This is a genomic window from Bacteriovorax sp. DB6_IX (assembly GCF_000447775.1).
Taxonomy (GTDB): domain Bacteria; phylum Bdellovibrionota; class Bacteriovoracia; order Bacteriovoracales; family Bacteriovoracaceae; genus Halobacteriovorax_A.
In genome coordinates this window covers 1-25,010 of the sequence record NZ_AUNJ01000380.1, presented here as the reverse complement: position 1 = coordinate 25,010, position 25,010 = coordinate 1, and the positions used below count along the sequence as shown (strand labels likewise).

The 25,010-nt window shown below is 37.4% G+C and carries 25 protein-coding genes; 5 read left to right on the top strand and 20 right to left on the bottom strand.

The genetic code is table 11. The annotated features are described in order from the left end of the window. The 4 genes from M901_RS12190 to M901_RS12175 form a co-directional block, all read right to left on the bottom strand. Positions 1 to 479, bottom strand: a 479-nt coding sequence (locus M901_RS12190; RefSeq protein WP_034722034.1) for a hypothetical protein, incomplete at its 3' end; no start/stop codon positions are given. Next, positions 467 to 751, bottom strand: coding sequence for a hypothetical protein (locus M901_RS12185; RefSeq protein ID WP_021278502.1), 285 nt, complete (start codon positions 749 to 751; stop codon positions 467 to 469). The genes M901_RS12190 and M901_RS12185, both read right to left, overlap by 13 nt. 257 nt (positions 752 to 1,008) lie before the next feature. After that, entirely contained in the window at positions 1,009 to 1,440 is a 432-nt protein-coding gene (locus M901_RS16660; RefSeq protein WP_053335874.1) for a hypothetical protein, read from the bottom strand. Positions 1,441 to 1,487: 47 nt separating this feature from the next. Continuing rightward, on the bottom strand, positions 1,488 to 2,567 hold the full coding sequence (locus tag M901_RS12175) for a hypothetical protein (protein ID WP_021278486.1): 1,080 nt from the start codon (positions 2,565 to 2,567) through the stop codon (positions 1,488 to 1,490). An 80-nt stretch (positions 2,568 to 2,647) separates the two neighbouring features. On the opposite strand from M901_RS12175, the gene M901_RS12170 reads away from it, so the two are divergent. Together M901_RS12170 and M901_RS12165 are read left to right on the top strand one after the other, a co-directional pair. Continuing rightward, entirely contained in the window at positions 2,648 to 3,136 is a 489-nt protein-coding gene (locus M901_RS12170; protein ID WP_021278484.1) for a YceI family protein, read from the top strand. Then, complete coding sequence (locus M901_RS12165) at positions 3,136 to 3,498, top strand: cytochrome c (RefSeq protein ID WP_021278498.1); 363 nt, start codon at positions 3,136 to 3,138, stop codon at positions 3,496 to 3,498. The genes M901_RS12170 and M901_RS12165 overlap by 1 nt, the downstream gene beginning before the upstream one ends. 1 nt (position 3,499) lies before the next feature. Here M901_RS12165 and M901_RS12160 read toward each other — a convergent pair whose 3' ends face one another. From M901_RS12160 to rlmN, 9 genes are all read right to left on the bottom strand, one after another. Beyond that, positions 3,500 to 4,519 carry a hypothetical protein gene (locus tag M901_RS12160; RefSeq protein ID WP_034722032.1) on the bottom strand — a complete coding sequence of 340 codons (1,020 nt, stop codon included), beginning with the start codon at positions 4,517 to 4,519 and terminating at the stop codon, positions 3,500 to 3,502. Further along, positions 4,510 to 5,661 (bottom strand): hypothetical protein, encoded by a 1,152-nt coding sequence (locus tag M901_RS12155; RefSeq protein ID WP_157679987.1) that lies wholly within the window; start codon positions 5,659 to 5,661, stop codon positions 4,510 to 4,512. The genes M901_RS12160 and M901_RS12155 overlap by 10 nt, the downstream gene beginning before the upstream one ends. A gap of 43 nt (positions 5,662 to 5,704) precedes the next feature. Beyond that, positions 5,705 to 6,535, bottom strand: coding sequence for a signal peptidase II (locus M901_RS12150; protein ID WP_021278507.1), 831 nt, complete (start codon positions 6,533 to 6,535; stop codon positions 5,705 to 5,707). Beyond that, positions 6,535 to 7,854 carry a hypothetical protein gene (locus tag M901_RS12145; RefSeq protein WP_021278493.1) on the bottom strand — a complete coding sequence of 440 codons (1,320 nt, stop codon included), beginning with the start codon at positions 7,852 to 7,854 and terminating at the stop codon, positions 6,535 to 6,537. The genes M901_RS12150 and M901_RS12145 overlap by 1 nt, the downstream gene beginning before the upstream one ends. Then, on the bottom strand, positions 7,854 to 9,302 hold the full coding sequence (locus M901_RS12140; protein ID WP_021278482.1) for a hypothetical protein: 1,449 nt from the start codon (positions 9,300 to 9,302) through the stop codon (positions 7,854 to 7,856). The genes M901_RS12145 and M901_RS12140 overlap by 1 nt, the downstream gene beginning before the upstream one ends. Positions 9,303 to 9,311: 9 nt before the next feature. Next, positions 9,312 to 10,016 (bottom strand): hypothetical protein, encoded by a 705-nt coding sequence (locus tag M901_RS12135; protein ID WP_021278490.1) that lies wholly within the window; start codon positions 10,014 to 10,016, stop codon positions 9,312 to 9,314. A 19-nt stretch (positions 10,017 to 10,035) separates the two neighbouring features. Then, positions 10,036 to 11,154 carry a hypothetical protein gene (locus M901_RS12130; protein ID WP_053335873.1) on the bottom strand — a complete coding sequence of 373 codons (1,119 nt, stop codon included), beginning with the start codon at positions 11,152 to 11,154 and terminating at the stop codon, positions 10,036 to 10,038. Between the two features lie 118 nt (positions 11,155 to 11,272). Further along, positions 11,273 to 13,846, bottom strand: a complete 2,574-nt coding sequence (locus M901_RS16655) for an ATP-binding protein (RefSeq protein WP_021278495.1) — start codon at positions 13,844 to 13,846, stop codon at positions 11,273 to 11,275. Between the two features lie 70 nt (positions 13,847 to 13,916). Further along, positions 13,917 to 14,996 (bottom strand): 23S rRNA (adenine(2503)-C(2))-methyltransferase RlmN, encoded by a 1,080-nt coding sequence (gene rlmN / locus M901_RS12120; RefSeq protein WP_021278487.1) that lies wholly within the window; start codon positions 14,994 to 14,996, stop codon positions 13,917 to 13,919. A 196-nt stretch (positions 14,997 to 15,192) separates the two neighbouring features. Between rlmN and M901_RS12115 the strand changes: the two genes are divergently transcribed. The 3 genes from M901_RS12115 (at position 15,193) to M901_RS12100 (ending at position 17,402) form a co-directional block, all read left to right on the top strand. Then, on the top strand, positions 15,193 to 16,020 hold the full coding sequence (locus M901_RS12115) for an endonuclease/exonuclease/phosphatase family protein (protein WP_021278497.1): 828 nt from the start codon (positions 15,193 to 15,195) through the stop codon (positions 16,018 to 16,020). Between the two features lie 67 nt (positions 16,021 to 16,087). Continuing rightward, a complete protein-coding gene (locus M901_RS12110; RefSeq protein ID WP_021278501.1) occupies positions 16,088 to 16,678 on the top strand; it encodes a globin family protein in 591 nt (196 codons plus the stop codon). Between the two features lie 127 nt (positions 16,679 to 16,805). Further along, positions 16,806 to 17,402 (top strand): hypothetical protein, encoded by a 597-nt coding sequence (locus M901_RS12100; protein ID WP_021278504.1) that lies wholly within the window; start codon positions 16,806 to 16,808, stop codon positions 17,400 to 17,402. Between the two features lie 320 nt (positions 17,403 to 17,722). Here M901_RS12100 and M901_RS12095 read toward each other — a convergent pair whose 3' ends face one another. The 7 genes from M901_RS12095 to M901_RS12065 form a co-directional block, all read right to left on the bottom strand. Then, positions 17,723 to 18,106 (bottom strand): hypothetical protein, encoded by a 384-nt coding sequence (locus M901_RS12095; protein ID WP_021278503.1) that lies wholly within the window; start codon positions 18,104 to 18,106, stop codon positions 17,723 to 17,725. Then, positions 18,103 to 19,854: a hypothetical protein gene (locus M901_RS12090; RefSeq protein WP_021278492.1), complete on the bottom strand. Its 1,752-nt coding sequence runs from the start codon at positions 19,852 to 19,854 to the stop codon at positions 18,103 to 18,105. Before M901_RS12090 ends, M901_RS12095 begins: the two co-directional genes overlap by 4 nt. 101 nt (positions 19,855 to 19,955) lie before the next feature. Then, complete coding sequence (locus M901_RS12085) at positions 19,956 to 20,393, bottom strand: histidine kinase dimerization/phospho-acceptor domain-containing protein (protein ID WP_021278494.1); 438 nt, start codon at positions 20,391 to 20,393, stop codon at positions 19,956 to 19,958. Positions 20,394 to 20,512: 119 nt separating this feature from the next. Further along, on the bottom strand, positions 20,513 to 21,289 hold the full coding sequence (mtgA, locus tag M901_RS12080; protein WP_053335872.1) for a monofunctional biosynthetic peptidoglycan transglycosylase: 777 nt from the start codon (positions 21,287 to 21,289) through the stop codon (positions 20,513 to 20,515). 19 nt (positions 21,290 to 21,308) lie between these two features. Continuing rightward, positions 21,309 to 22,088, bottom strand: coding sequence for a hypothetical protein (locus M901_RS12075; protein ID WP_021278488.1), 780 nt, complete (start codon positions 22,086 to 22,088; stop codon positions 21,309 to 21,311). Continuing rightward, the gene (locus tag M901_RS12070) at positions 22,088 to 23,824 is read right to left on the bottom strand and encodes a M23 family metallopeptidase (RefSeq protein ID WP_021278505.1); all 1,737 of its coding nucleotides are present in this window, start codon (positions 23,822 to 23,824) and stop codon (positions 22,088 to 22,090) included. Before M901_RS12070 ends, M901_RS12075 begins: the two co-directional genes overlap by 1 nt. A gap of 138 nt (positions 23,825 to 23,962) precedes the next feature. Next, positions 23,963 to 24,841 carry a phospholipase A gene (locus M901_RS12065; RefSeq protein WP_021278485.1) on the bottom strand — a complete coding sequence of 293 codons (879 nt, stop codon included), beginning with the start codon at positions 24,839 to 24,841 and terminating at the stop codon, positions 23,963 to 23,965. Positions 24,842 to 25,010 lie beyond the last annotated feature (169 nt).

Genomic DNA, 25,010 nt, shown 5'->3' with positions numbered 1-25,010 from the left:
AAGTTCACGCTATCCCATTTTCGTAACTTGCAGTCATCTTGAATGTTATCATCTGTAAAGTCCATTTCTAGTGCTTCGAGCTTAGAATATTTTGAAGGCAAAACAAATGGTTCCTTCTTAGGGTAATACCTGAAGGCTGGATTTGACTCACTTTTCAAACAAGCAACATGAGCAATATTTATATGGTTCCTATTAAAGTAAATTATATACTGACCATCTTTATCCAACATATGTCCAGAATTATTAAATCCTTCAGAGTAGACTAATATACATTTTTCTGTAATATCTCGTCCATTAAACTTAACTTTGGCTTTACCAAATGCGATATATTTATAATCTTTATCTATCTTTTCTAAGTCATGATCTTTAAATAACTTCATAAAGCCAACTTTTTTATAAAACCCGACCATTGCCACTTGCATATCAGCAGTTGAGCAAGAGACTAAAGATAATATAATTATAAAAATTAAAGGTCGCATGTCCCCCCCAATACACTACTTAACTGATCTTTTTTCTTGCAACCAACTTTATTCATATATAATAATGTTCCAGCCAGTAAATCTGCCGGATAGTTTTGCATATACATCAGAGGATCTTTAAGTGCTAAAATTCTACCATATATTGCAGAATGCACCTTTTCTCCAAATCCTCCAGTTAAAGTTCCTGCCGCCATTCCACTTACTGAACCTAAAATAAAAGCATCTCCCAAATCATCAGTATCACCAAGATTTAGTACTAAAGCGGTCAACACTCCAGTTACTCCTCCAACAGTAAGACCAATAGTCGCACCTTACAACGTATCTCATCAGCTTCTTCTCTATCGCATACCAATTTATTTAAGTCACCATCAAAATTTACAAGGTACACAATGAATTAAACGTGGAAGAAGGCAATTGAGTTTCACCTTACAGATGCTGATATTACATGGTTAAATATAAGGCTTCGCTGGTCTTTCAAAACGAAGATTTTAGAGACCGGAATCATGACGTTTGAGAGTTATCAACAAAGCTATTCAAATATATTAGATTTCTCCATGGCCAGAACCTTAGGCCCAAAGCGATCACTAAAACGTATGGCCACCTCATCAGCACCTTCTTCAATCGCCTCAATTGAGATATTCATATCGAAGAGTATTCTACTAGCATGAAGCTTTATCGTTCCCCCCTCATACTTCCAAGTTCCATGCCCATCATCTAGGTTAGGAAGGTTGTAGTACCACTTTCCATCTTTATAAAGAGAGATCTCAATCGGATAATCATTGTTAATGATAGATTTATCTTCTTGAAGGTTTGGGGTTTCAGGCATGGCCTTCTGATTAATATACTGAGAGAAGTCATCTCCTTGAACTTTAAAAAAGCGAAGTTCTGATTTCTTTGATTCAGAATTCTTTCCGCATGAGATTAATCCAAGTAAGAGTGTCATCATTAATAATTTCTTCATATAACTAGTATAGGTCTAGCTCTTAAAGAAAAAAAGAGAGGTAAATTTTATTGAAATTGCCTTCTCCACCACTCTTGAATCTCACGACAAGGAGATGAGTTAATATTTCCACAGATATTCCCACCTGGATGCGACTTACCATTGAAAGCACCTAGAGGCATACGTACCATCTCATTATTCGTTGCCGATCCCCCAGCACTAGGCTTTGGATTTACCAAAGAGCTGAAAAATTGGTCATGAGAGATCACGTGACATTGAACACAGCGATTATTAAGAATTGGCTGTACTGTATTTTGAAAGTAGGCCATTCCTGCACTACTTGGTGTATAAAGAGTGAAAGTTCTAGGAGTTCCACTTAACTGAACATAGTTATTTCCATTTATAAGATAAGCATAAAGGGTATAACTCATACCATTCTTATATTGTTCAGGTATCGTGTAACTAAAAGCGTGATTGCCAGAGACTCCCCCGTTATAACCTATTTGATTTGCAAAGATAGAACCAATGAATATCCCCGAGTTATTATCTCCGTTAATATAGAATTCTATATCAAATTGATCTTGAGACCTATTTGGATCTGCCGCCCACCCAGTAATTCTACCACTATCAGCTATGGCCATGACTTCACCAGAAATAGTAGAGGCACTATTTTGAAGACCAGTTTCTTTAATCCACCAAGTCTTAACAGCTTCGCAAACGCCATCACTTGAACCATCACAAAGATTTCCTCCAGTATGACCAGAGCGATTAGAAACCTTATTATAAAAGGCATTATCATCTTGGGCCACACCATCGAGGAGTAAAGTCTTAGCGGAAGTATAGCTAATAATTGATAGAGGTGCAGCAATGACAGGGTTCTCAAAGAGCGGTGCATGGCAAGCCACACATTTATTTTGAATTTTAGGAAGAACTGTTGATTGAAAGTAAGTTTCGCCAGTTACATCAATACTAGGCCCACTACCAGAGCTATTCCCTCCAGTATTCTTTGCACTTGTCACGCTACCATCAACATTGACAAGCTCTATTTCACTGACTGTCTTTTCTAAAAGCGCATCACAATGAGTGAAAAGAGTGAGAATAATCCCAATACTTAAAACTAATCCAATTTTTGCTTTATTAACTTTCAACAAAAAACTCCATCTATAATCCCTAAACAACTTATCGTATAATAATTAGAGTTTATTAGTTTATAGCTTTAGAGGAATTTATGAGGAAATTTAATCTACTTTTATTATCACTATTACTATCTTTCTCAGTTATGGCCGCACCAAAGAAAGGGGCGATCGTTCAAGTAAACCTCAATCCAGCTGGATCATTTCAGATAAAGGCAAAAATCAAAGGTTCCCTATCTAAGAAAGGCTCAATGCTTACAGCGAAGAAACTCACAGCAAGTGTTAAAAGTTTTAAAACCGGAATGGACTTACGAGATGAGCACACCAAGAAGAAACTAAATTATAAGAAATTTCCAAAAATTCTTGTGACAGATGTAAAAGCTAAAGCTGGAAATGGAGTCGCAAAGATTACCATCATGAATAAGGCCCAAGTGGTAAAATTCAAATACAAGGATATTGATAGCAAGTACGCAACAGCAAAATTTCAACTTAGCCTAAAGAAGTTTGGTATTAGCGGTATCAACTACATGGGTGTTGGAGTCGAAGACATTATTACAGTTACAGCGACACTTAAGAAAAAATAATGACGAAACTACTACCTATTTTCACATTAGTACTACTGATCTCTTGTCAAACTGATAACTCAAACAGTTTTGATCCAGATCTTGCGAATTCGCAGATTGATCCTATTAATACAAATCTCGTTAAGTCCTACAAAGTGATTCAAGATCGCTGTATTAGTTGTCATACGGGATATCATAATAGCTGGGCTTCTTATACAACAGACCAAGCTTGGATTGATTCTGGAAATATTACAGCGGGAGTTATTGGAGACTCACCGCTTGTGACAAAACTTAAGAATCGCGGTGGGAATATGCCCATTGGGGGGCCAAATCTCACGAATGATGAGTACGATGCAATCGTAACTTGGATCGAAGCCTTATAGACTAGAACTTGTACGCCACTCCAACTTGAGCAAATGAAGAGTGGAAGCCCAAGAGCTTTCCAAATTTAACGTCTACGAGAAATGTCGAAATATTCCAACTAAGGTTTCCTAGTAGTCCAATTGTCAGCATATCTGTTTTATCTAATTGAAAAGTCTCTGGTTGAGTAAAATCACCTGTTCGATATACGATCGGTGCTGAAACTCCAATGGCAACGCTTTGACTCGTCTTCCACATATAACCTGCAGAAAGAGTCATCATGATTTCGGCAACATTAGTTTGAAAATACTCAAAATCAGTATCATCCTCGCCTACAGTCGCATTCGCTCTCGTAATAGATGCTTCAAAGCGGTACTCATTAAAAAGATTTCCCATTGTCATAATACCAAAGAGAGTCGTACCTTCAGCCGAGGATTTAATTGTGGACTCTGTCCCACTCGGCGCTTTTAATGTGAGCTGATCTTGCCATGTACTATAGGCCAATCCAATATAGTATTGGGTTCTTTGCTGACTATCCTCTTTAAGTTTTTTGACTTGGGCCATGCCCGCAAGCAGCTTTTCCACGCGATCTTCTTTGTATTCCTGTTCGTTAAGAAGCTCTCCGTACTTAATCGCCATATCACGGTATTTTTCATATCCATGCTTTTCATAGATGGCCACATAGCTTTGAAAAAGTGCATAATAGACCTTCAGCATCCCCTTTGGCAGTTCATCAATTTCATCTATATCACTTCCTGACTTAAGGACCTTTCGAACCTGAGCATCTTGTTTTCTGTAATTTTTCTTCAGAATAAAGAAATACATTTTCAGCGCTTTAACATGCTCATCGAGATTTTCGTAGTTCTTTGCTAAAAGCATTAATGATTTATTAGGATAGAACTTTGTCTTAGTTCCATGCATTCTTTCTAAGATTTGGATAGACCTCTGATAATTACCCTTTTTATAACTTCTTAAAGCATCACGAAACTTATAGGCTAAGGCCGGCATAGAAAGACTTAGCAGTAATAATATTCTTATAACCATAAGTGCACCTGCCCTGCAAAAGTCCAAGTATCATCAGAATAGTTTTCAGAACTAATAGACTTTAAGTTATAAACATCCGCCCTAAGTTCAACCCCATTGAATGGGAAATATTGAATGGCCGGACCAATTTTAATAATTTTATTTTCGACTTCCGAATCAGGTTTGTAATACTCAAAAGTAAGGATCGAGAATAACCCCTTGGAAAGAAGCATATGATTCTGTAAAAAGAGATAAGTACTATCGACACTTCTTCCCGAAGTAAACTCTTTAGAGATCATTCCTAATTCGGCCATAATGCTCGATCCCTTATCTATTCCTGATCTCAAATGAGCCGAGTACATGGTCTTAGAATAATAACTATTAGATTGAGTCAGAAGCGATGCCCCTAGCCTATTCATATTATTAAGGGAGTATTCAATCTGTCCTGTTATCCCCGAAGGACGAATATCGTCTTCTTGTTCAAGATTTCCAATAAAATACTGCACACCGATATCAAAACTTTGATTCGTAAAATGATAAAGTAATGAGTGAGCACCATCGTTCATCGTTAACTCAGTTAGAGTTCTAGAAAATGAATTATGATCAGGGATTCTTAATCCAAAAACTTTGTCCATCATACCGGCATAGAATCCGTGGTTCTTATTTAAACGATAGCCGATGTAATGTTCTCTTGAGCGATAATTACTCTCATCACTATCAGAGTTATTCACAGGTGTAGGTGCATAGCCAATAGAAATCACTCCGAAAAGATTGTCATTCTTTGTTGGGCGAATCACGGCACCAACATTGGCCATCATATTTATCCAGCGAGCTTCAGTTGTCTCTTCACCTAGTCCTGTTTTTAAATAAAGTCCACGATAATTGGCATGAGGCTTTACATAGTCATTTTTAACTTTTCCAAGCATAAAACCAGAAATCTCACTCAACTCTTCTTTGGTAAGATAAGGCTTACTCCATTTATCATCAGAAATTGCGGTAGCAGAAACAGCGCGACCATAATCAGTCAAAGGTCCATTTCCAAATGGATTATAATGACATGTTAAACATGACTGGTAACTGAAACCAATATAGTTAGGATAAGCTGCGCTATATTGCGCAAAGAAAATCATGGCAAGCAAGGCCAACGCTTTTAAATTAAACATATATTAATTGTATTGTTTCATGAGATTTTCAACAAGGGAGACTTTATTGCTTGGCCTTTAAATGCCCCTCAACTTGGGCTGCCACTTTCTCTAATTCTAGATAATTATCACCCTCTCTTAATTTGAATTTTGGATTCTCTTTTCCAGCAATCAGATCATTGAGATAGTTGATAAATGCATAAATTGGTCCAGCGGTTTTGTGCGACAAAATTAGTCCACTTAGAAAGACTATCGTTCCAAAAATAAGAGTCAAAAATGTATAAGAAATTGAAAAGTGCCAAAGATACTGAGAATTAAAGACTCTATTTTCAAAAAGTACCGCTTGAACAAAAGAGAAACAGAAAATCCCAAAGATTAGAGATGAACAAAGGACAGCGAGGGTTAACTTTGCTGCAAATCGAAATTGCTCTTTTCTAAAAACAAGAACCCTACCCCTCTTATTTCCAGGATACCAAATAACATCTTCTTTTCTAAAAACCTTAAATAAAATTATTCCGGCACCCACCCACTGAAAGACATCTGCTATATTGAATGAGAAAGGACCAAGGGGAATAAAATCAACAGAAGCACCAAGAATGATTTTATCAAGAACATTACCAAAAATTCCCGATATTAATAACGTCATTCCGAGCTTCATCACTTTCAATTGAGAAGAAAGTAGATATACGAGAATAAGATATACTGAAAAGAGAAAACCAAAAATTGAAGCTAATGTCGTCAATCTGAGAAAGAGAGAACTATCTTTGAGCATACCAAACATAATACCGTGATTGAGATGAAAGGTACTAAGACCACTTCCCCACTTCTTTGAAACTTGATCAATAAATACTAAGATGCAAAATAATACGATATTCTTTAAAACAACTCTACCCATTACTGTAACTCTAACTCATCAAACTGCCATGCAAACCTATCTACATCGTCACCATTCTCTTTTAAAACAAGCATCGCATAACTTGCTAAGACTGTTTCTCCAGGTTCAATCGTCATCTCAACATAGTTATAAGTATTATGCTGAGAAGAATGTCTTCCATTAACCATAATTTTTGGCGCCTTAATTCTTAGACGCGATTGAGTTTGAATACGTAAATTACTAACTTCGTAAGTATAATCATCAAAAGAGCGCATGCTGAGCTTGAAAACCACGGCCCCATTTCCTAGACCAACTAAGCTTGAAATATCATATGAAACTTCAGCAAAGCTAGAAAAACTTCCACTTGCTGGATCAAAATCGTCATCTTCAGTTACATAAACTAGTTTTAATGCCGTTCCATCCTCGCGCTGACGTACCTCGAGCTGGTTATTACCAGTGGCCACAATTGGAACTTTAACAGGATCTCTTCTCGTTGAATGAGTTAGCTTTCTCCACTCGAAACCATTTGTGTTATCGATATGCCACTCATAATATTGTGACCCATCGACCTTGAAGAAGAATGAATCGTCACTTCCACTTGGTGCTCTTACAAGGGCCCAAATATTGTAATCGCCCGAATTAGGAGCAGAAAAATTATAATAAGCTCGCCCAGCATTTCCATTATTTGTACCCAGGAGCTGTCCATTATTATTTTGATTTTCAAAGTAATATTCAGCCCCATCTTGTTTTAGGACAAATGGAGTTTGTAACATAAACTGCTCTGCTGAAAATAACATCTGATCAACTCCCCCCATTAAACTTGAAAGAGGTCCTTTTTCCAAAGTCTCAAGGCCTTGAGGCTCTGGACTAGATTCTCCAGTACTACTAACAGCACTGATATAAGATTCAATGGCCGCTAACATCTCTGCAGCATTAGTATCACAATCAGACCAACAATTATGTCTTTCGTCTTTAAGCTTTAAGTAAAGTCTTGAACGAGAGGGGCTTGCTGTATCAATTTTCTGATTGGTTATGGCCGAAGAAAATGCAGTGTTCATATCACTTGCAGCATGAAGTGGTTGCTGAATTGAGCCATGGCAAGAAGCACAGTTATTTTTTGTCACCGGCCAAATAGTTGTTGAAAATGCAACAATCTTTCCAGTACTTGTACCAGCATTACTTTCGTTTGCACTCCCTCCAGGATTTGGAGCTTGTGCGTGACCAAAAGTTAGGGAGCTCTTTGTTCCCTTTCCCGCCCCAGGGACACCACAGTGAGTGTAGCCAATCAGCATTACTCCCATCAACGAAACAAGAATTAATTTACTCTTTATATTCTTCATTACAGCCTATTCATTAGTATGTATTTATCTAAATCTGCACCAAAAGGATTATCTCCTACTATTTTTGAGAGATCTGCCTCTTCTCCATGTAACGAGAGGTAATTTGCAACAATCGCCTTTGCCAAGTTCACAGAAGAATTACTTGTCACCATCGCAGAGTTTTCGACACCACCACTTTCTTTAAAATGACCGATCTGCCTTCTCCCCGTTCGAAGTTCAGGTCTTGCAGAATCACGATAAATCATCATAAAGGCACTTGATCTTTGACCAGAGTCACCTGTCCAAGTGTATTTCCCTCTTCCATCGTTTGAATTATCGATATCCTCTCGCGCAGCGACTCCACCATCTGTTAAAACATAGACCATAATATTCTTTCTCTTTCTTGCAGCAAGCGAGAAAATCTGACCAATAATTTCACCAACCTCGAAGTCTCTATTTTCACCCGTAGAACGAGTTTTATTATGGTAGTCATAACCACCCTTAGAAACAGTGGCCACACCGACATAACCATCAAGTAGAAGCTTGGCCATGGTGGCCGTTTGTCTCTTTACTCCTGTGTTCAATGTTCCAAAGACTTGCTGAACATCAGTATCTAATGCTGCATTAACAGCGTCTGGAGAGAACTGATTTAAGACATCCTGACTCTTAATATAACCACACTCGACAAGGTTTTTGATTTGATCAGAAAGTGAAAGAGAATTAAATTTTTCTAGCTTTCTCTTACTCATTCTTTCAATTGATCTCAAGAGCCTCTGTGCCTGATCACGATTAAAAATATCATTAATTCGTCCAAGATTAACGAGGTTCAATGCGTCTTCTGGTCTATTTATTGAGACTGGTCTCTCTTGTGGGTTTAAAGAAGACATTGGAACAATTGAGCGTCCTCCAGAGTCTGAATCTCTTGTCCCCGCTAAGTTTGCCAGAGAACCCTGTGCTCCTGCTTTATAAAGCCAATATGTCGGATTTAGTGGATTATTCTGAGTATCATCACTAGATGATGAACAGAAAATTCCGCCATCTACTTTTGAGCGAATGGTTATATTTGTGGTACTTAACATTCCTCGTAAAAATGCACTATCAGAGTGAAACTTAAGTCCAAACTCTTCATTGATAAAACTATTATTATTCTTAGGGTTCATATCATCTGGAAGCCCTAGAGACTTATATGTTTGTAGGTAGTCAGTTTGTCCTCCTGGACCACCAACCATAACATTCGAGCCAGGAATATTTGCTCCTCCAGCGAGATCGAGAATAAAGACAGGTGTTTTACCTTGGACAATCTCGTTAATCGCACAATCCGCCCCATAAGCACGATTGCTTAAAAAGCTGAGAACTCCAGGAGCAGCAAACCCCGATAAGGCCGTAATAAAACCATGAGAGAGAAAGTCTCTTCTCGTTTTCAATGTGTGTCCTTCTGGTATGACAATCTTACTTTCTTCTTTCTTCATTTCATTCTCCTATAAAGAGCTCACTTCAAGTGAAGAGAGTAAAGTTGTACAAATCCCGAAGGCAATATTGCGTGTTGCTGTTGTTGTATTTTCAGATGTATTCATAAGATCGACAATTAGCGCTTCCATCTCTTGTCCATACTCTAAGAACTCAACATCATTCTCTTCATATTGTGGTAAGAAACTCTCAAGTGATTCAGCGATAAAAACTTCGCGCCTTTGTGAGTTATATGCATCAGCAGGCCTTTGACCAAAATTTGTAGACGGCCATAGATTCGACCTCAAAGTCGTACTTCTCGTTGCAGTATTACAATATTCAGAGGCCAGCTTAAGAATCGCCACCTGAGTTGATGCCGTAAAACTCTTAATACTATTATCTGTAGGTAGTTGTGCTGAAATATTTCGGTAAAGACTTTGAATACTATTATTATTCTGATCAACCCCAGTAATTGAAGACATCGTAACAAGGATTTGCTCAAATCCCTTTAGGCCTAAATCAACTGTTTGCTCAACAAGTTTACCTTCTTCAGTTTCAGGAATAGGAGCATCATTTTCAGTTCCATTATGATTTGCTTCAACCGGGTAACTGACGTCATCACTATATTTAGATGTTAACTTTTGACTTGCAGGCATTCCACAATGGGTAAAAGTAAAAAGTAGTCCCCCTAGTAGACAGACTGTAGTTGTAATTCCTATGACTTTTTTATTCATCATCAATCTTCCTTAATCTTGTCTAGAGACAGAGTGTCGCCACTTCAGCAAACAGGTCTTTCATATTATATTGAAAATCATTTTCAAACTTTGTGGTAAGTGCGTTTAAGTCGGCTTCTTCGTACTTCGAATCAAAGTCATTCAAACACATTAGCTTATATGTCTTTTGAACCATACATTTCGAAAATTGTTTCGACTCTCCAAGTAACTGCCCAAGTGATCTTGCTCCATTTCCTGTTGGATTACTTCGCCAACCGAGAGAAGAATTCTGACCGTTGGCCCAAAGATTCATCCAACTATCGTCACGAACAATGTGACCAGGAGAAAAAAGATTATTCTTATTTATTTTTTCAGAAACAACGCCTGGCGTGTAAGTCACTTTCCCATCAACAAAATCAAAGTAAGCAAATGCCCCACCTAGTGCATCTTGTCCAGCATGACATCCAACACACTTATTTTTGAATGTTCTTGAATCTCCACCAGGAGCTCTATCAACATCTCTTCTTACTCTGAAGTCTGGAATATTTGTATCATGCAGCTCTTCAAAGTCCTTACAAAGAAAATTCATAAATGTATATCTTGTCATCGCCCTATTTGTCCCATCAACAAAGAAGGCCTCACCTGCAGCACGTGTCGTAATAACACCTGCCGTATCCATAATTCCTGTTAAGGCCGATTGAGTACGAGGGACAAGATTTGCCTTAAGATCATAATTTCTCTTTTCTAACTCAATATAGTGATTATTATTTTCAATTGAATAAGCTGGAACACCATCCAGTCCATCTCTAGCGGTATAAATCGTATCAGCTGTTAATATTCTCTTAAAAGGAACACCATCTCTAACAAAGCCAATAACTGTCGCGACATAGTCATTTAAAGGAACACGATTAGTTTGATCTTCATTTGTCCAAGATTTAACCCAATTCTTTAGGCGCAAATTATAAAAGTGTTTTGACTCAAGAGCATACTCAATCGCTCCCCTCTTATCACCTTGGGAAAGCATACTCGACATAGCTGATATTTCGGCCTTTTTTGGCGGAACTGAATTAATCCTAGTATAAATCTTGTACGATTGTTTTGATAATGTCGCGAATGCTAATGATTGAATACACAAACTCGCGATAAAGAATGTCATCTTCATCGAATCCTCCTAAACCCTGCCATAATTATACCAGTCTCAATTAATTTGATGTATTCAGACATGTTTTCCTATTTGCGGACGAGATTATCCGACAGCAGCACTCAACATCTTAAAGAATTTAGATACTTGTCTTTTTTGAGTAGGTTTTAAAGACTCTTTTAAGCTCTTCGAATTTCACCGGCTTGGTAATAAAGTCAATCATTCCTGCCTCGAGACACTCTCTGCGATCCTCTTCAAAAGCATTCGCAGTCAGTGCAACAATTTGATATTGGTTACCGTACATTTTTATAATTTCTTTTGTTGCACTCACTCCATCCATTTCTGGCATTTGAATATCCATGAGAATTAAAGAGAAATCTTTCTCTCTTTCTTTCTTCAAAATATCTAATGCATGAACACCATTGTTAGCAATCTCAAAAGAATAACCAATTTTTTGTAGTAGAAGTTTAACAAGTTTTTGATTCACTATATTATCTTCAACGATGAGGACGTGATGAGGATAGAGCTCAGAAAAGTTATTATCCTCTTCACTTGTCATTGCCACCTGATGGTCGTCTCTTTCTTCCCCGAAGGCAAAAGTCAAAATAGAAGAAAAAGTTGAGCCTACCCCCTCAGTACTTTCGAAGTGAACCTCTCCCCCCATTAGTTCTGTCAACTTTGAGCAAATTGAAAGACCCAATCCTGTTCCACCAAATTGACGAGTTATGGAGTTATCAGCTTGAGTAAAGGCTTGAAAGAGTTTTTCTTGTGCCTCTCTGGGAATCCCTATTCCTGTATCGATCACAGAAATTTTAATCTTTGCGCTATCAGGATTTATCTCAAGAGGACTGATTTCGATCGTCACACTTCCCTTTTCCGTAAATTTAATTGCATTAGAAATATAATTGACAAGAATCTGTCTAATCCTTGTCACATCACCTAAGAAGAATTTTGGTAATTTCTCATCATATTTCTCAATAAGATCAACACCTTTTTGAGAGGCTCGATATGAAAGAAGATACATCGCCTCTTCAACACATTTTTTTAAGTTAAAGTTTACAATTTCTAAATCAAAGCGACCTGCTTCAATTTTGGAAAGATCTAAAATATCATTTAAAATGGTAAGCAGGCTATCACCGCTTGATTGAATAATTTCAATCATCTCTCTCTGCTCATGTGTTAAGTTAGTCTCAGAAAGAACCTGGGCCATACCGAGGACACCATTCATTGGAGTCCTAATTTCATGGGACATATTTGCTAAGAATTCAGACTTCGCTTTTTCCGCTATCATTGCCATGTCTCTAGCTTTAATAATCTCTTCTTCATTTCGATGATCAATAATGATCTGTGACATGACATCACAACATGCTTCTAAGAATTTAATTTCTTCATCATTTCTTTTATGTCCATGAGACAAGTAAAGAACAAGGACGCCGATGACCTCATCTCCGCGCATAAGAGGAACATTGTAGTGCCCATGTGGTGCTATCCCTTCAAAAGTATTCTCGTGTCTCTCATCCACACAATCAGCGTGCACCGTTTTCTTTTGTTCAAAAGCTCGTCCACAAAGACAACGACCAGCTACAACTTCAGAGCACATATTCTCTATCGTCTCGCCCAAATTATTTGAAACAAAGAGCTTCAGCTTTCCTCCATCAGTGAGAAAAACCCCTCCTTTCCCAAGTATATCTAACCAACCAACTTTTAAAATATGTTGAAGACAGCTCGCAAGCTTTTGATGAAGACTCTTTTCTATACCATGATCTATATTTAAAAGCTTATTTAGCGCAGCAATCTGTTGATTTGATTTCTTTAAGGCTTCTTCTTGTGCCTTCTTATGAGTAATATCGGTTCTGATTGAAATTAATTCTACGATTTTACCGTCTTGATTGCGAATTGGAGAAATAGTGCTCTCAACCCAATAATAAGTCCCATCTTTGGCCCGATTTTTAATTTCTCCCTGCCAGGATCTTCCAGAGAGAATTCGATTCCAAATCTCTTTCCAAAATTCCTTTGGATGGTAACCTGAATTGATTACTCGATGATCTTTACCAACAAGTTCTTCCCGATTATACTTAGAGACTTCGATAAACCGGTCATTGCAATAAGTAATTCTTCCCCTAAGATCAGTAATACTCACTAGATTGTGCTCATCTAAAGCAAAAGTTTGTTTCCTTAGATCTTCGATATAATCAAAAGTCTTCTTTCTTTCTACAACCGATCCCAAATGCCCTGCTATAGAAATAACGAAATTCTTTTCTTCAGGGCTCCATTCTTTCTTCAATTGAAAGTATTCAACACAGAGAACACCTATCATTTCTCCAGAACTCCAGATCGGAGCATCTATCATTGAGTGAATACCAAGCGGCTTTAAATAATTGTCAGAAAAACATGAAGTTGCTTCAGAGTTATTTGCATCAGGTGCTTCAATAATCATCCCCTGCTCTAAAGCACGAAAGTAGTTCTCATAGTCACTAGAGAAAAGCTCTGTTCCTCTTTGAAAGTTATCCGTTTTCTTTAAATAGAGACTACTACAAAAAATACTCTTCTTTTCTCTACGATATAACCATACACTAACTCGATCTGCAGCTAATGAGTTGCAAACCGAACGACAAAAGTTATCTAGAACTGTATAATATTGCCCAACACTTTCAAAAGATGTCTGTTTAATCAACGCAAGTATTTGTTGATCAAGGCCTTTAAACTCACCCATAAATCACCATAGTTTATATTATAACCAAGGTTGATATTTTAAAGTAGTAAGAAAGTTAGGCTATTTTTCTTCATGATTCCCAGAGGTTGAGCTTCTTCTCCATCTCACTTTTAAGCTGCCCACAAGCCGCCAAGATATCATCACCTTTTTGAGTTCTAATAGTACACGTAATACCATTGTCTTCTAGTTGGTTTTTAAACCAAGTGATTCTTGAAACTGATGGTCTCTTAAAAGAGGATTCGGGATACTCGTTAAAAGGAATGAGATTGACCTTAGAAACCTTCTTCGGAAGGAGATCAACCAAGGCATCAATATCTTCCTTACGATCATTATACTGATCAATAAGAAGGTATTCGTATGTTATGTGACGATGGGCCTTTAATGGAATTTTTTTAATTGCACTTAATAGCCTATCCAGATCATAGGCCTTATTGATTGGCATAAGCTCACTTCTAATTTCATTATGAGCTGCATGTAAAGAGATCGCCCAATTGATAGGAGGAAACTCTGTTAGCTTTTCAATTTGAGGCACAAGCCCAGAAGTCGAAAGAGTAACTTTTCTTTGACTTAGACCCAGACCTTTTGGTTCAAGAAGAATCTCGGTTGCTGACTTAACATTTTCAAAGTTGTGCAGAGGCTCCCCCTGCCCCATATATACAAGATTAGAAAGACGTGCTTCCTCACCTTCTGCTTTTTTTATAAACTTAGAGATGGCCAGAAATTGACCTATAATCTCACCGGCCTCAAGGTGTCTTGAAAGCCCCATTGTTCCTGTGTGACAGAAAGTACAACCGATTGCGCATCCAACCTGTGATGAGACACAAATTGTCTTTCTATTATTCTTGGCAGGAATCATCACTGTTTCAACAGTTTTCCCATCTCTAAAACCGACAAGAAATTTTCTCGTCCCATCTTTTGATAGTCCTTCCCAAATAATTTTAGGAAGAGATGTATCAAAGCTCTCATTGATATACTCTTTCAATTTCTTTGGAATATTTGTCCAATTCTCCATATCAACTTCAAACTTCACATAGATCCATGAGAATAGTTGATCAGCAACAAATGGCTTAAAGCCAGCGGCCTTAAGGTTTTCCTTAAGAGCAGGAAGACTAAAAGAATAGAGAGACGGTTTTTCAAAAATTGGTTTCATAATCTGGCAAATGTAATCCTATAACATCATAATTGCAATGACTTAGGTAATAACTATAGAGCTAGAGAAGTGGCCATAGCCTGACTCCCGGTCACCTATCCTACTGAAATTACTGAAGAATTTTACTTCTCACGGATTCTTGCTAAACTATTACTACATTTAAAAGGATTTTATCTTAGAACAAAAGGATTTGTTTATGAACAGGTTTAAGGCCAGTCTCCTTACCTTACTCACTTTCTTTACCTGTACCCAGGCCATAGCTCTTATCCATCGAGTTCCCAAAGACAAAGATGTTATTAAGAAATTTACAACTGGTCAGCCAGCAAACCTTCTCTCGCATAGTGATGAATTTAAGATCGTTGTTTGGAATATGTATAAAGGTCAAAACGAAACTTGGGAAGAAGATTTTAAAGAACTAGCACAAGATACAAATCTATTAATCACCCAAGAAATGCATCTCAACAAGAAGATGGAACAGGTCTTTAAAACATTTGGAGACTTTGAATATAACACAGCGACTTCCTTCTATATGTATCGTAAGGATCGTACAGGAGTTGCCACAATTTCTGATAGCCCTGCAACCTACCAAAAGTTTCTTAGAACAAGAAATCGTGAGCCAGTTGTAAGAACTCCAAAAGTTGTCTTAATTACGAAATACCCTCTTGTAAATGGAGAAGAATTACTTGTGGCCAATATTCATGCGATTAACTTTGTTAGTGCTGAGAAACTAAGAAGACAGATTGATTCTGTTGCCAATCAAATTAAGAAACATACAGGCCCTGTTATTTTTGCTGGAGACTTTAACACTTGGTCTGACAAAAAACAGAGCTATATGAGAACGATAAATAAAATGGTCGGACTTACTGAAGCTCAATTCGAAGGCAAAGATGACCGTATGAAGTTTAGAGGAAAGAAACTCGATTATATTTTCTATAGAGGTTTAAATCTTAAGTCAGCGAAAGTCTTAGGTGAAGTTCAAGGATCTGATCACAAACCATTAATCGCGACTTTTTCAATCCAGTAAAATTATTTAATATCCCCCTCCCTGTTCCGATAAAGTCAAAGAAGACGTAATCAAACAGGGAGTCAAAATGTCATTAGATATTCAAATTATTAGAGATTCATTTGCTCAAGCAAAACCAATCGCTGATCAAGTCGCGGATAAGTTCTACGAGTTCTTATTTACTGATTATCCAGCAGCTAAGCCATTATTTGAAAATGTAAATATGGAAAGTCAAAAGAAGCAATTAATGGGTGGTTTGAGTAAAATCGTTGATCTCCTAGATCAACCGGAAGCCCTCACTAAATATCTAAAGTCATCAGGTCAACGCCACGTAAAATATGGAACAAAAGAAGAGCACTACCCTCTAGTGGGAAACACTCTTATTAAAACATTTGCTCACTTCTTTGGAGATGCGTGGACGCCAGAGCTTCAGCAACAATGGCTTATGGCCTACGAGTTTATTGCAAATACAATGCTCCAAGGGGCTAAGGAGTTTACACCTAGTCCAGTAGATATTCAGACGAAAATTCAATCTGTTTGTCACAAATTAATTGAAGAGCAAATGGATACAATCATTGACGATACAATTCGTGCACGAATTCGTGAAAGAGTACGTCAAGAGATCTATCAAGCGATTGATGAGGAGTTTCAAGCTCTTCACTTGAAAAAAGCAGCTTAAACTGCTACACATTGCTGGTGTTGAAATTTAATCTAAATGAATCAAATATAGACAAGGGGCTTGATAGCTCCTTGTTATTTCCGATAGATACCCAAAGCTAAAAATATTCATCTTGCATAAAGCAGTTATGATTTATAACTGCCCTATTTCTACTTGCAATTCTTCCACTAAAAACAAGCTTGTCATCAAAGATGGCCGCTACAAACGAGCTTGTGACTCTCGAAAAATTCAGCGATTCAGATGTAAAGTCTGTGGCAAGAAATTCTCTCGAGCGACTTTCAGTTTTGAAAAGTATCAAAAGAAACGACGTGTGAATCACCGAATTTATCGCATGCTCTGTGATCGCTCCTCCATGAGAAGTATCTCTCGCGAGCTCAATATCAACTACAAAACAGTCGCAAGAAAAGTTCAGTACCTGGCGGAAAAATCTCGCAGAAGGCAGCGAAGGTTTTTGAAAAAACTAGAGAAGTCTCAAGTACAAAATATGCAATTTGATGATCTGATAACTTTAGAGCATACCAAGATGAAGCCTCTAAGTGTGAGTCTTGCAGTCGATAAGAAACGCCGCTTTGTCCTTGGAGCGGAGGTTTCAAGGATTCCCGCCTTTGGTCATCTTGCCAAAAAATCAAAGAAGAAATATGGATTTAGAGAAAACCACCATGAGCGAGGGCTTAATCGTTTGATGGAAAAAAATTTTATCGAACAATTGATAGAGATGCTCTGATTGAATCTGATGAGCACAATACTTATCCAAAAATAGTCGCAAAATACTTTAGCTCACAAGAGCACAAACGATACAAAGGAGGAAGATCTTTGTGTGGCAGGACAAGGAGAACTCAAGCGCCAGCACTTTGACCCACTTTTTTACACTGAATCATACGTGCGCCATGTTTCGTGCTCATATTAACAGGCTAATCAGAAAGAGTTGGTGCTCAACTAAGAGAGTCGATATGCTTCAAGCGCATATCGATATCTTTATTTGTTTTTACAACTTAGATTATTTGGGGGGACTTAGCCCCACGTAAGTGGAGCAGTTTATAAAAATTACCTAAGAAGCCCAGAGAAGAGACCACGTTTCTTTTCTTCTGGGTTTTCAATTTTCTCACCCTTTTCAAAAAGAACTTCATTGAATTGAGAAACATTCTTAGCCTCGACGATGGCATTGTTAATGGCCTCACTTCCGCAAAGACATACACCATCTAAACGTGATTTTTCACTGAGTAGATAAGAAAACTTTAATAAGTCTTCCTCTGTATCAAAAGGTCCAATTCTATTTTCAAAATATAGATGGGCATAGTCATCCTTTAGAAGGCTAAGCTCATCAAACTCGATCATCCCTTTAATTGAATAAGCATGATCGATAAATCGCGCCATATTATTACGAGAATCGATTGAGTAAATGACAAAGAGAGTATGTTCTATATTCATTGCGCGATCACTCCAAAGTCTAAAGAAACACTTCCCTTAGGCATAAAGCTTAACTCTATTTCATGAGTCGTATTGGACATCTCAACATTCTGTTCATCAATAATCTTTTGAAAAACAAGAGGTGTTGGATATTTTATTTTCACCTTTCTCTTGTAGCTTGATGGATTAAATACACTTAGTCTTTTTACCTTATCAAACTTCAATTCACTTGGACCAACATTTCTCTCATGCCACGCATAGCGAACACCGCTTTCCGCATCAATCTGACAGTATGTCATATCCAAGCTATTAAATACTTTTGCCCAAAACTGATTCTTCTTTTCAGACTTCGACTCTTCCTTCATATCAAGATCAATAAGCTCTTGAGAGTCATAAATAAAGAGACGACCTTCACCCATAGAGATAGTCTCGATCTGAGTTAGATATCTTATCTTCTCAATTTCAAGATCATTTTCTAGGTAGAAAGACTCTAATCTTCTCTGAATATCTTCAGTCATTCCACGCTTATCAATGATGACATTAATACCATTCATAAACATTCTCAAAGCACTTGAGAGATATTTCATATTGAGATCAAAGCCAGAAAAATAGAAAAACTCGTGACTCTTGTCCAACTCATCTTCCCACTCAAAGTTCGAATAAGTAGAATAACAAAAATCCCATGAGAAAAAACTCTCACAAAAGTCAGTAAAACCCGACTCATCAATATATTTCTTCTTGTGATTTGAATTATCGTTGAAGAAGATTTTCATCGTATAAGACTGCTTAAAATAATAATCAGACATCGATGAAAGTGTTTTATCATTGAAGAATGTTTCGACACTTTCTCTTGATAAGAACTTATTTTTGAAAGACTGAAAAACCCCTTTCTTTCTTCTACTCGGCAAGAGAATGGAAGATGGGTAGATTTCGCTTCCCAAGAGAGTCAGGGCCTCATCAATTATTTCAATATCAGAGAGATTTTCTACTGAGCGGTGGAATAATTCTTTTGTATCACCAAGAAGGAATCCAAAACGTTTGTCACCCTGCCAGTAAGTCGCTAACTCATTTTCAGCTCCATCAAGGTAGAGCTTTCTGATCATAAGCTGATATTCTCGCTTAAGAGAGAGCTCTGTTTCAGAATCAACTGGACCAGAGGAAATCGCGCCTTCTTCTTTTTTTGCCTGAAGAAAACGAGAGAAACCATTTTCAAAAGCTGAAGAGTAGTCCTCTAAATAAGACGAGTATTCTCCATTTTGAACGGAACCACACTCCATGGCCCAAACACCAGCATCAATTCCCGAAAGAGAAAAGTACTCTGCTAGTTTGCTACAAAAGTGTGTGAAAGCGGTATAGATTCTTGGATCAAAGAATGAGTAGATCTGGTTGATATTACCGTCTCCATCAACATAGGACTTAATTACACCATTTTCATTCTTAGAATGGTTTCTTGCTAGAATAAATGGAATACCGCCATTTGGAAGATATGGCACAGGCGTAATAGGAAGTAAGAAAACAACTTCTTTATCTAATTGCCTACAAATTTCGAATAACTTTTTAAGATCTGTTTCAGGCTTTTCATTAGCAAAGTCAAAACGATCTCCAGTATCAGAGTGAAAACTCCAATTAATTGGGATAATAACTTTCCCAATTCCTGAGAGCTCTTCTAATTTTGTCTTCCAAAGGGATGCTGAAGTCTTCCAGTAAAGGAACCACCCTTCACCTGGAAATACGAGATCTTCATCCTTGATCACTGGGGTTGTTAACATTCCATGTCTCCTTAGCTCATATTCTAGCAAGAATCTTCGAACAAAGGCAATGCATTAGAAAATGAAAGATTTATTTTTTAAGAAAATTACTATGTGCAGCATCATGAATTTTCAGTAGCTGGGATGGCCTCTTTGATTTCATTGAGAAATTCATCTCGCTTTGATTCCTCATTTCTCTCGTAATTATGTACCTCAGAAAGCGTACTGATAATTTCAATGATTCGATCGATATGCCTATTGATATCTCTTAATAGTTCCTGAGTCTTCTTCTCATCCGTCTTACCTTTTTGCAGCAAGGTCACAATCATCTTGATTAGATTAAGTGGGTTTGAAATTTCATGGCGAATATTTGAAAAGCATTTATCAAGTTTCTTTGCCTTATCTTCTTTAACGATTAAGATTCGGTATTTTGATTCGGTTAGCTCAATTGATTCAACCAAACCCCTATCACTTGCCTCAACTAAGGAAGTTAAACTGCCGGAATGCTCACCTGAAACAAGTTCAACCTTCCCCTCATTATCTGATAGATAAATTTGCATGAATACCTCTTTCTCTCACCAGATATTCTACAATATATATAATTTTCATTTCATGATCTCGAAGAAAGAACTTCTTAAAATGGGATAATTTGTCTTAATTCTGCTATGAATTCGAGAGCTTATATTGAGTTAAAATACTCAAAAACATCATCAATAATATTCTTCTTTTCAAAGGAAAGTGGCTGGGACTTCAGAAAAAGTGCCTCTTCTTTGGAGATATACTTGGCCACCGCCATCTTATCAAGAATCTTATTAATCGTTTCTTCTGCATACTCTGTTAACTTCCTCTCTCTAAAAGACTGAGAGTAGCGTTTAGGATTAGGTAAGAGCATTGCCAAAAAAGCCCCTTCTTTTGTATTGAGTTCACTGGCAGACTTTTTAAAGTAATGCTTGGCCGCCGCTTCGATTCCATAGATTCCCTCTCCATACTCAATGACATTTAAGTATAGTTCAAGAATTCTCTCCTTACTAAGTGCTCTCTCTAAAATAACGGTGGCAATTAATTCTTTTATCTTTCTTAAGTAACTTCTGTCACCATCAGTAAATAAGTTCTTTGCCAGTTGTTGAGAAATAGTAGAAGCACCACGTACTCTCTTGCCTTCGTACATTTCGATGAGAGCAATTTGTAGCTGGTTAAAATCAATTCCACCATGCTCAAAGAAGGCCCAGTCTTCGCTAATAACAATTGCCGAATAAACTGTTTCATCTAGTTTAGAGAGCTTTGCCCAACTCTTCGGCTTTTTCGTACTAAGACGGTAGTCAACTCCTTCTTCTTTAGAAAAACTAGTTTGGACATAGCCTTTTCTAAGTTGCTCTACTTTAAGCACACTAAATGTCCCAACAGTTACGACTGTTAATGAACTTAGTATAAATAGAGAGAGAACAAGTTTCTTCATCATATTTCTTATCGGCTAATTATTGGTGTATATGCTCGTGATCTCCGTGGCCATCTTGACCATGGATTTCAAGTTCTTTTGCAACTCGAATTGTTCCAATATCATTTTTTGAATGGGCGTTAAAAACATCATTCTTAAGATCGGTGGCTCCCATCTCTTTTACCCAAACAACATATCCATCACCTGTTTCCCAAGATGCAAATCCCTTTTTCTGATATGTTGGCTTAGAGTTTAATCCAAATGTTTTGATCGCGATATTAACGGCTTCTTGAAACGCATTTTTAGAAGGACGATACTCGAAAGAAATATGTTGCGCAAACTTCTCTCCATTCTCATCAGTAAAGAATTGAGCATGAAAATATCGCGCTCCAGGCAGCGAGTTTTTTGATCTAATGATATGCATATCCCCTGTCGCATCATTCTTATTCACCGATACAATTGGTTCAAGTCCAGACTGACGCATTTGAGTGATCACATCATTGATTTGTACTCTACTCTTTCCAAACTCACTTATTAATGAAGAAAAAGTTTCGAGAGACTTTCTTTCTCTTGGTGTGGACTCTCTTAAGTCTTTATTTACATTTGCTGAAGTTATGACTGGCTCCTGACGAGCATGGGTCTCGACCTTCACTTCACTCTTTTTAACTTTCGCTAAGTTCTGTTCTTTTTTTGCAGTTGCCTCTATTTGGTTAGAGCTGACTTGAGTTTCTTTAAACTCATCCTGATTCTGCTGCCCAAAGAAATAGACAAGAGCACCAGCACTCAATACCAAGATTAAAACTTTAAAAACTGACTTCATTATAAATTAGCCTCTTCCCACTTAAGGAGATACTTCGTTGGGTTCATAAGGTCTGATCTTCTTCTATACTTGTTTCCATTTGTTGAAAGAGATCCCTTCTTATTTCCTCTATACAATTCAAAGTGTAACATTGGACGACAACAATTTGAGTTGACCTTCCCAATAAAACCTAACTTTTGCCCCATTTTAACAAACTTTCCTTCTGCAACTCCAGAAGCTTTTTTCCCAGTTAATTCTCCATACCTCACAATGAAACCACCACTATGTTTAACTTCAATAGCATATGTTCCTTGATAAAAGTAATATAGTCCTCTGACGACTTTTCCTGGCGCTACAGAAAGAGCAGGTTCATCAATGTAGCGGTAAAGATCACAAGCTGCGTGTGCCCTTTTACCTCCACCTCTTCTCGCGTTAAACATTCTCATCCCTGAAGTATAACTATGAGTTGGTTTCTTAACCGTTGGAAAGTCACAGCATTTCTTATCGTCAAGACCAGTGATCTGAGTATCAACAGGAATTCCTCTTTCTTTCTTCTCAATTTGGTAACGGCATTGACCAAATGGTGAAATAAACTTCTCCGCTATCCAACCAACTTTTTGATCAGATTCTTCGCGATCAGCAAATTCAACTTTTACAAAGGTATACTCCACGCCATCAATCACCTTTACTTTCGTATCTTCAGTGTCCCATGACTGGAAAATTTTAACTTTCTCATTCTTTGAAGCTCTAAACAGTACAGTATCCAATTCTTCTGATCGAACATTTAGTGTCTTACTCGGAACACAGACCTGATTCTCCATACTCTTAACAACTTCTTCTACATCTAAATTCTCTTCAGTCGTCGCAGTTGTTGTCACTTCTTGTGGCGCTTCGATCTCTTCTTTTGGGGCCAGTGGACTTAAGCCTTTTAAGCTCTTATTACTTGCTCCAAAATATGAGTTCCCTTGTAGCTCTTGAATCAAACGATCAATGCCTTCTTCACTGGCTTCCTCAACCTTATCTTCTACAACAGCTATTTCCGCCTCTGAAGAATTAATGAGGTCTTGAATATTATAGGCCCTCGCAAGCTCTGTATTCTCATCTCTGTCTTCATAATACTCATGAGTCACAAAGTTCTTAAATAATTTTGTCTCATCCCAATAAACACCAACAAAGGCCTTAGGGTCAGAGTCTTGTAGTGAATCATAAACTCTAAATAGCGTATACTCTCGCCCTTTATCACCACACTTAATATTGTAATAACTATCACTAGATTCAATTTTCCAAAATGAGCTCTTATTAACTCCAAGAGTTTTGGCATCTTCTCCAAGCTCTTTTGAATCCACCTCTAAAATATAATCATCTAGCGGCACGAGAGATTTATGAAAGAGATAACCTCTATCTAGTCTCTCCGAGAACCAACGTGTCTTTTGAACACTTGCTCCTTGATTCAAACCGACGACTTCAATATGTTCATAATCTCTTTTCTTTCTCGCAGGAATCAATTTAACAAGAGAGCCATTAATTAAGTGTGACTGTCTCACACCCTTATAATTTCTCAAGTTTTCAATACCTTTATTTTGTCCTTGTCCCCAAAAACGACTTATTCGAAAAGGTATGGTTTCGTTGGCCGTGATCTGACAAGAAACAGGTTTCATCAAACCTTCTTGATTATCCCAAATAAAAACAGGAAAGCTTGCATAGGCCTTCATCGAAGTTATTAAGGTAAAGAGTGAAAGTAAAAAACCTTTCTTCATATAAAAATTCCTCTAGCTAAAAAATAAAGCATTTGGAATTTATTATAGCGAAAACAAGCTGTGGACACGCCCGAGTGGGCGTCATTTACAAGGGTGTCAAAATCTTTTACAACAATCTTTTATTTCAATGACTTAGTGCTATCGTGCCCTTGAAAAGAGGTCTGAAATAATAAAACCAATTCCAATTCTTTCCGTTTTCTTGTCATAATCGATTAGGGAGTGACCATAACCATAGTTGAGTTTTAGATAATAACGAAGCCCTTTATTGAGTGGAAAGCTGTATGAGAACTCTGTCCCCATCTTATGAATTCCAGGGAGTATTTTAAACCTAAATTGATTGCGACCAAATGACCTCTGAATAAGTAACTCTCCGTGACCAATATATTCTTTAGTATTTGGGTTTTCATCAATATTGTCCGTATCTGGTAAACGATACCAAATGGTTGGGCTGATGAGAACCTTCCCGACATTAAAGAATACTCTCGCAAAGAGTCGGTCCCAACTGCGTGACAACTCTTGAATTTGACCATTAGACTGATGAACATATCCAATATCATAACCAAAGAAATTCATTCCAAAGATATTTCTCGTATTTTCAAAGAGTCTTCGTGCAAATATCTCTGGCTCATAATTTGTTTCTCTAAACTGACGAGACCAATCTCCATTATAGACTTGCCACCATGATCTATGAGTATACCCTAGGAAAACATTGAACTCAGAGTTAAAAATTTCCTTACCGACTAGGACGAGAAAACTAATTTGAAACTCGGCCTCAAGTTCTCGGTTGAACTCTCCCCTCTTTTTAAACTCTTCTCGTGAAGTAAGACTTTCGTACACTTCTTTATTAGGTGTATTGTTATAAGAGAAAGGGATAAAGAAATTCCCCTTGTGAGGCAGAAGAACATAGCGCTTCTCCAATAGCGAATTATACTCCTTGCGAATTTGATCAATTTTCACTTCATCTTCAGCCAGAGCCGAAACTGAAAAGAAAAATAAGAACAGCAAGAAATACTTCATATGAACTCCCATAAAAAAAGGCATCTTAACGATGCCTTTATATATTTGTGAATTATCTCTTTATTGTAAAGTTAATAGAGTCAACTTCTCTCCATCTTCTTTTCTTTGTCAGCCTCACTGCAGTAGTTCCAGCTTTCCAATGTTCACTCAGGTTAAAAGCAAGAATATG

Bases quoted from the DNA above. Each gene is read 5' to 3' on its own strand.
- M901_RS16660 (WP_053335874.1), bottom strand. From the start codon at position 1,440: ATGAAGAAATTATTAATGATGACACTCTTACTTGGATTAATCTCATGC.
- M901_RS12170 (WP_021278484.1), top strand. From the start codon at position 2,648: ATGAGGAAATTTAATCTACTTTTATTATCACTATTACTATCTTTCTCA.
- M901_RS12165 (WP_021278498.1), top strand. From the start codon at position 3,136: ATGACGAAACTACTACCTATTTTCACATTAGTACTACTGATCTCTTGT.
- M901_RS12160 (WP_034722032.1), bottom strand. From the start codon at position 4,519: ATGGTTATAAGAATATTATTACTGCTAAGTCTTTCTATGCCGGCCTTA.
- M901_RS12155 (WP_157679987.1), bottom strand. From the start codon at position 5,661: ATGTTTAATTTAAAAGCGTTGGCCTTGCTTGCCATGATTTTCTTTGCG.
- M901_RS12150 (WP_021278507.1), bottom strand. From the start codon at position 6,535: ATGGGTAGAGTTGTTTTAAAGAATATCGTATTATTTTGCATCTTAGTA.
- M901_RS12145 (WP_021278493.1), bottom strand. From the start codon at position 7,854: ATGAAGAATATAAAGAGTAAATTAATTCTTGTTTCGTTGATGGGAGTA.
- M901_RS12140 (WP_021278482.1), bottom strand. From the start codon at position 9,302: ATGAAGAAAGAAGAAAGTAAGATTGTCATACCAGAAGGACACACATTG.
- M901_RS12135 (WP_021278490.1), bottom strand. From the start codon at position 10,016: ATGATGAATAAAAAAGTCATAGGAATTACAACTACAGTCTGTCTACTA.
- M901_RS12130 (WP_053335873.1), bottom strand. From the start codon at position 11,154: ATGAAGATGACATTCTTTATCGCGAGTTTGTGTATTCAATCATTAGCA.
- M901_RS16655 (WP_021278495.1), bottom strand. From the start codon at position 13,846: ATGGGTGAGTTTAAAGGCCTTGATCAACAAATACTTGCGTTGATTAAA.
- rlmN (WP_021278487.1), bottom strand. From the start codon at position 14,996: ATGAAACCAATTTTTGAAAAACCGTCTCTCTATTCTTTTAGTCTTCCT.
- M901_RS12115 (WP_021278497.1), top strand. From the start codon at position 15,193: ATGAACAGGTTTAAGGCCAGTCTCCTTACCTTACTCACTTTCTTTACC.
- M901_RS12110 (WP_021278501.1), top strand. From the start codon at position 16,088: ATGTCATTAGATATTCAAATTATTAGAGATTCATTTGCTCAAGCAAAA.
- M901_RS12100 (WP_021278504.1), top strand. From the start codon at position 16,806: ATGATTTATAACTGCCCTATTTCTACTTGCAATTCTTCCACTAAAAAC.
- M901_RS12095 (WP_021278503.1), bottom strand. From the start codon at position 18,106: ATGAATATAGAACATACTCTCTTTGTCATTTACTCAATCGATTCTCGT.
- M901_RS12090 (WP_021278492.1), bottom strand. From the start codon at position 19,854: ATGTTAACAACCCCAGTGATCAAGGATGAAGATCTCGTATTTCCAGGT.
- M901_RS12085 (WP_021278494.1), bottom strand. From the start codon at position 20,393: ATGCAAATTTATCTATCAGATAATGAGGGGAAGGTTGAACTTGTTTCA.
- mtgA (WP_053335872.1), bottom strand. From the start codon at position 21,289: ATGAAGAAACTTGTTCTCTCTCTATTTATACTAAGTTCATTAACAGTC.
- M901_RS12075 (WP_021278488.1), bottom strand. From the start codon at position 22,088: ATGAAGTCAGTTTTTAAAGTTTTAATCTTGGTATTGAGTGCTGGTGCT.
- M901_RS12070 (WP_021278505.1), bottom strand. From the start codon at position 23,824: ATGAAGAAAGGTTTTTTACTTTCACTCTTTACCTTAATAACTTCGATG.
- M901_RS12065 (WP_021278485.1), bottom strand. From the start codon at position 24,841: ATGAAGTATTTCTTGCTGTTCTTATTTTTCTTTTCAGTTTCGGCTCTG.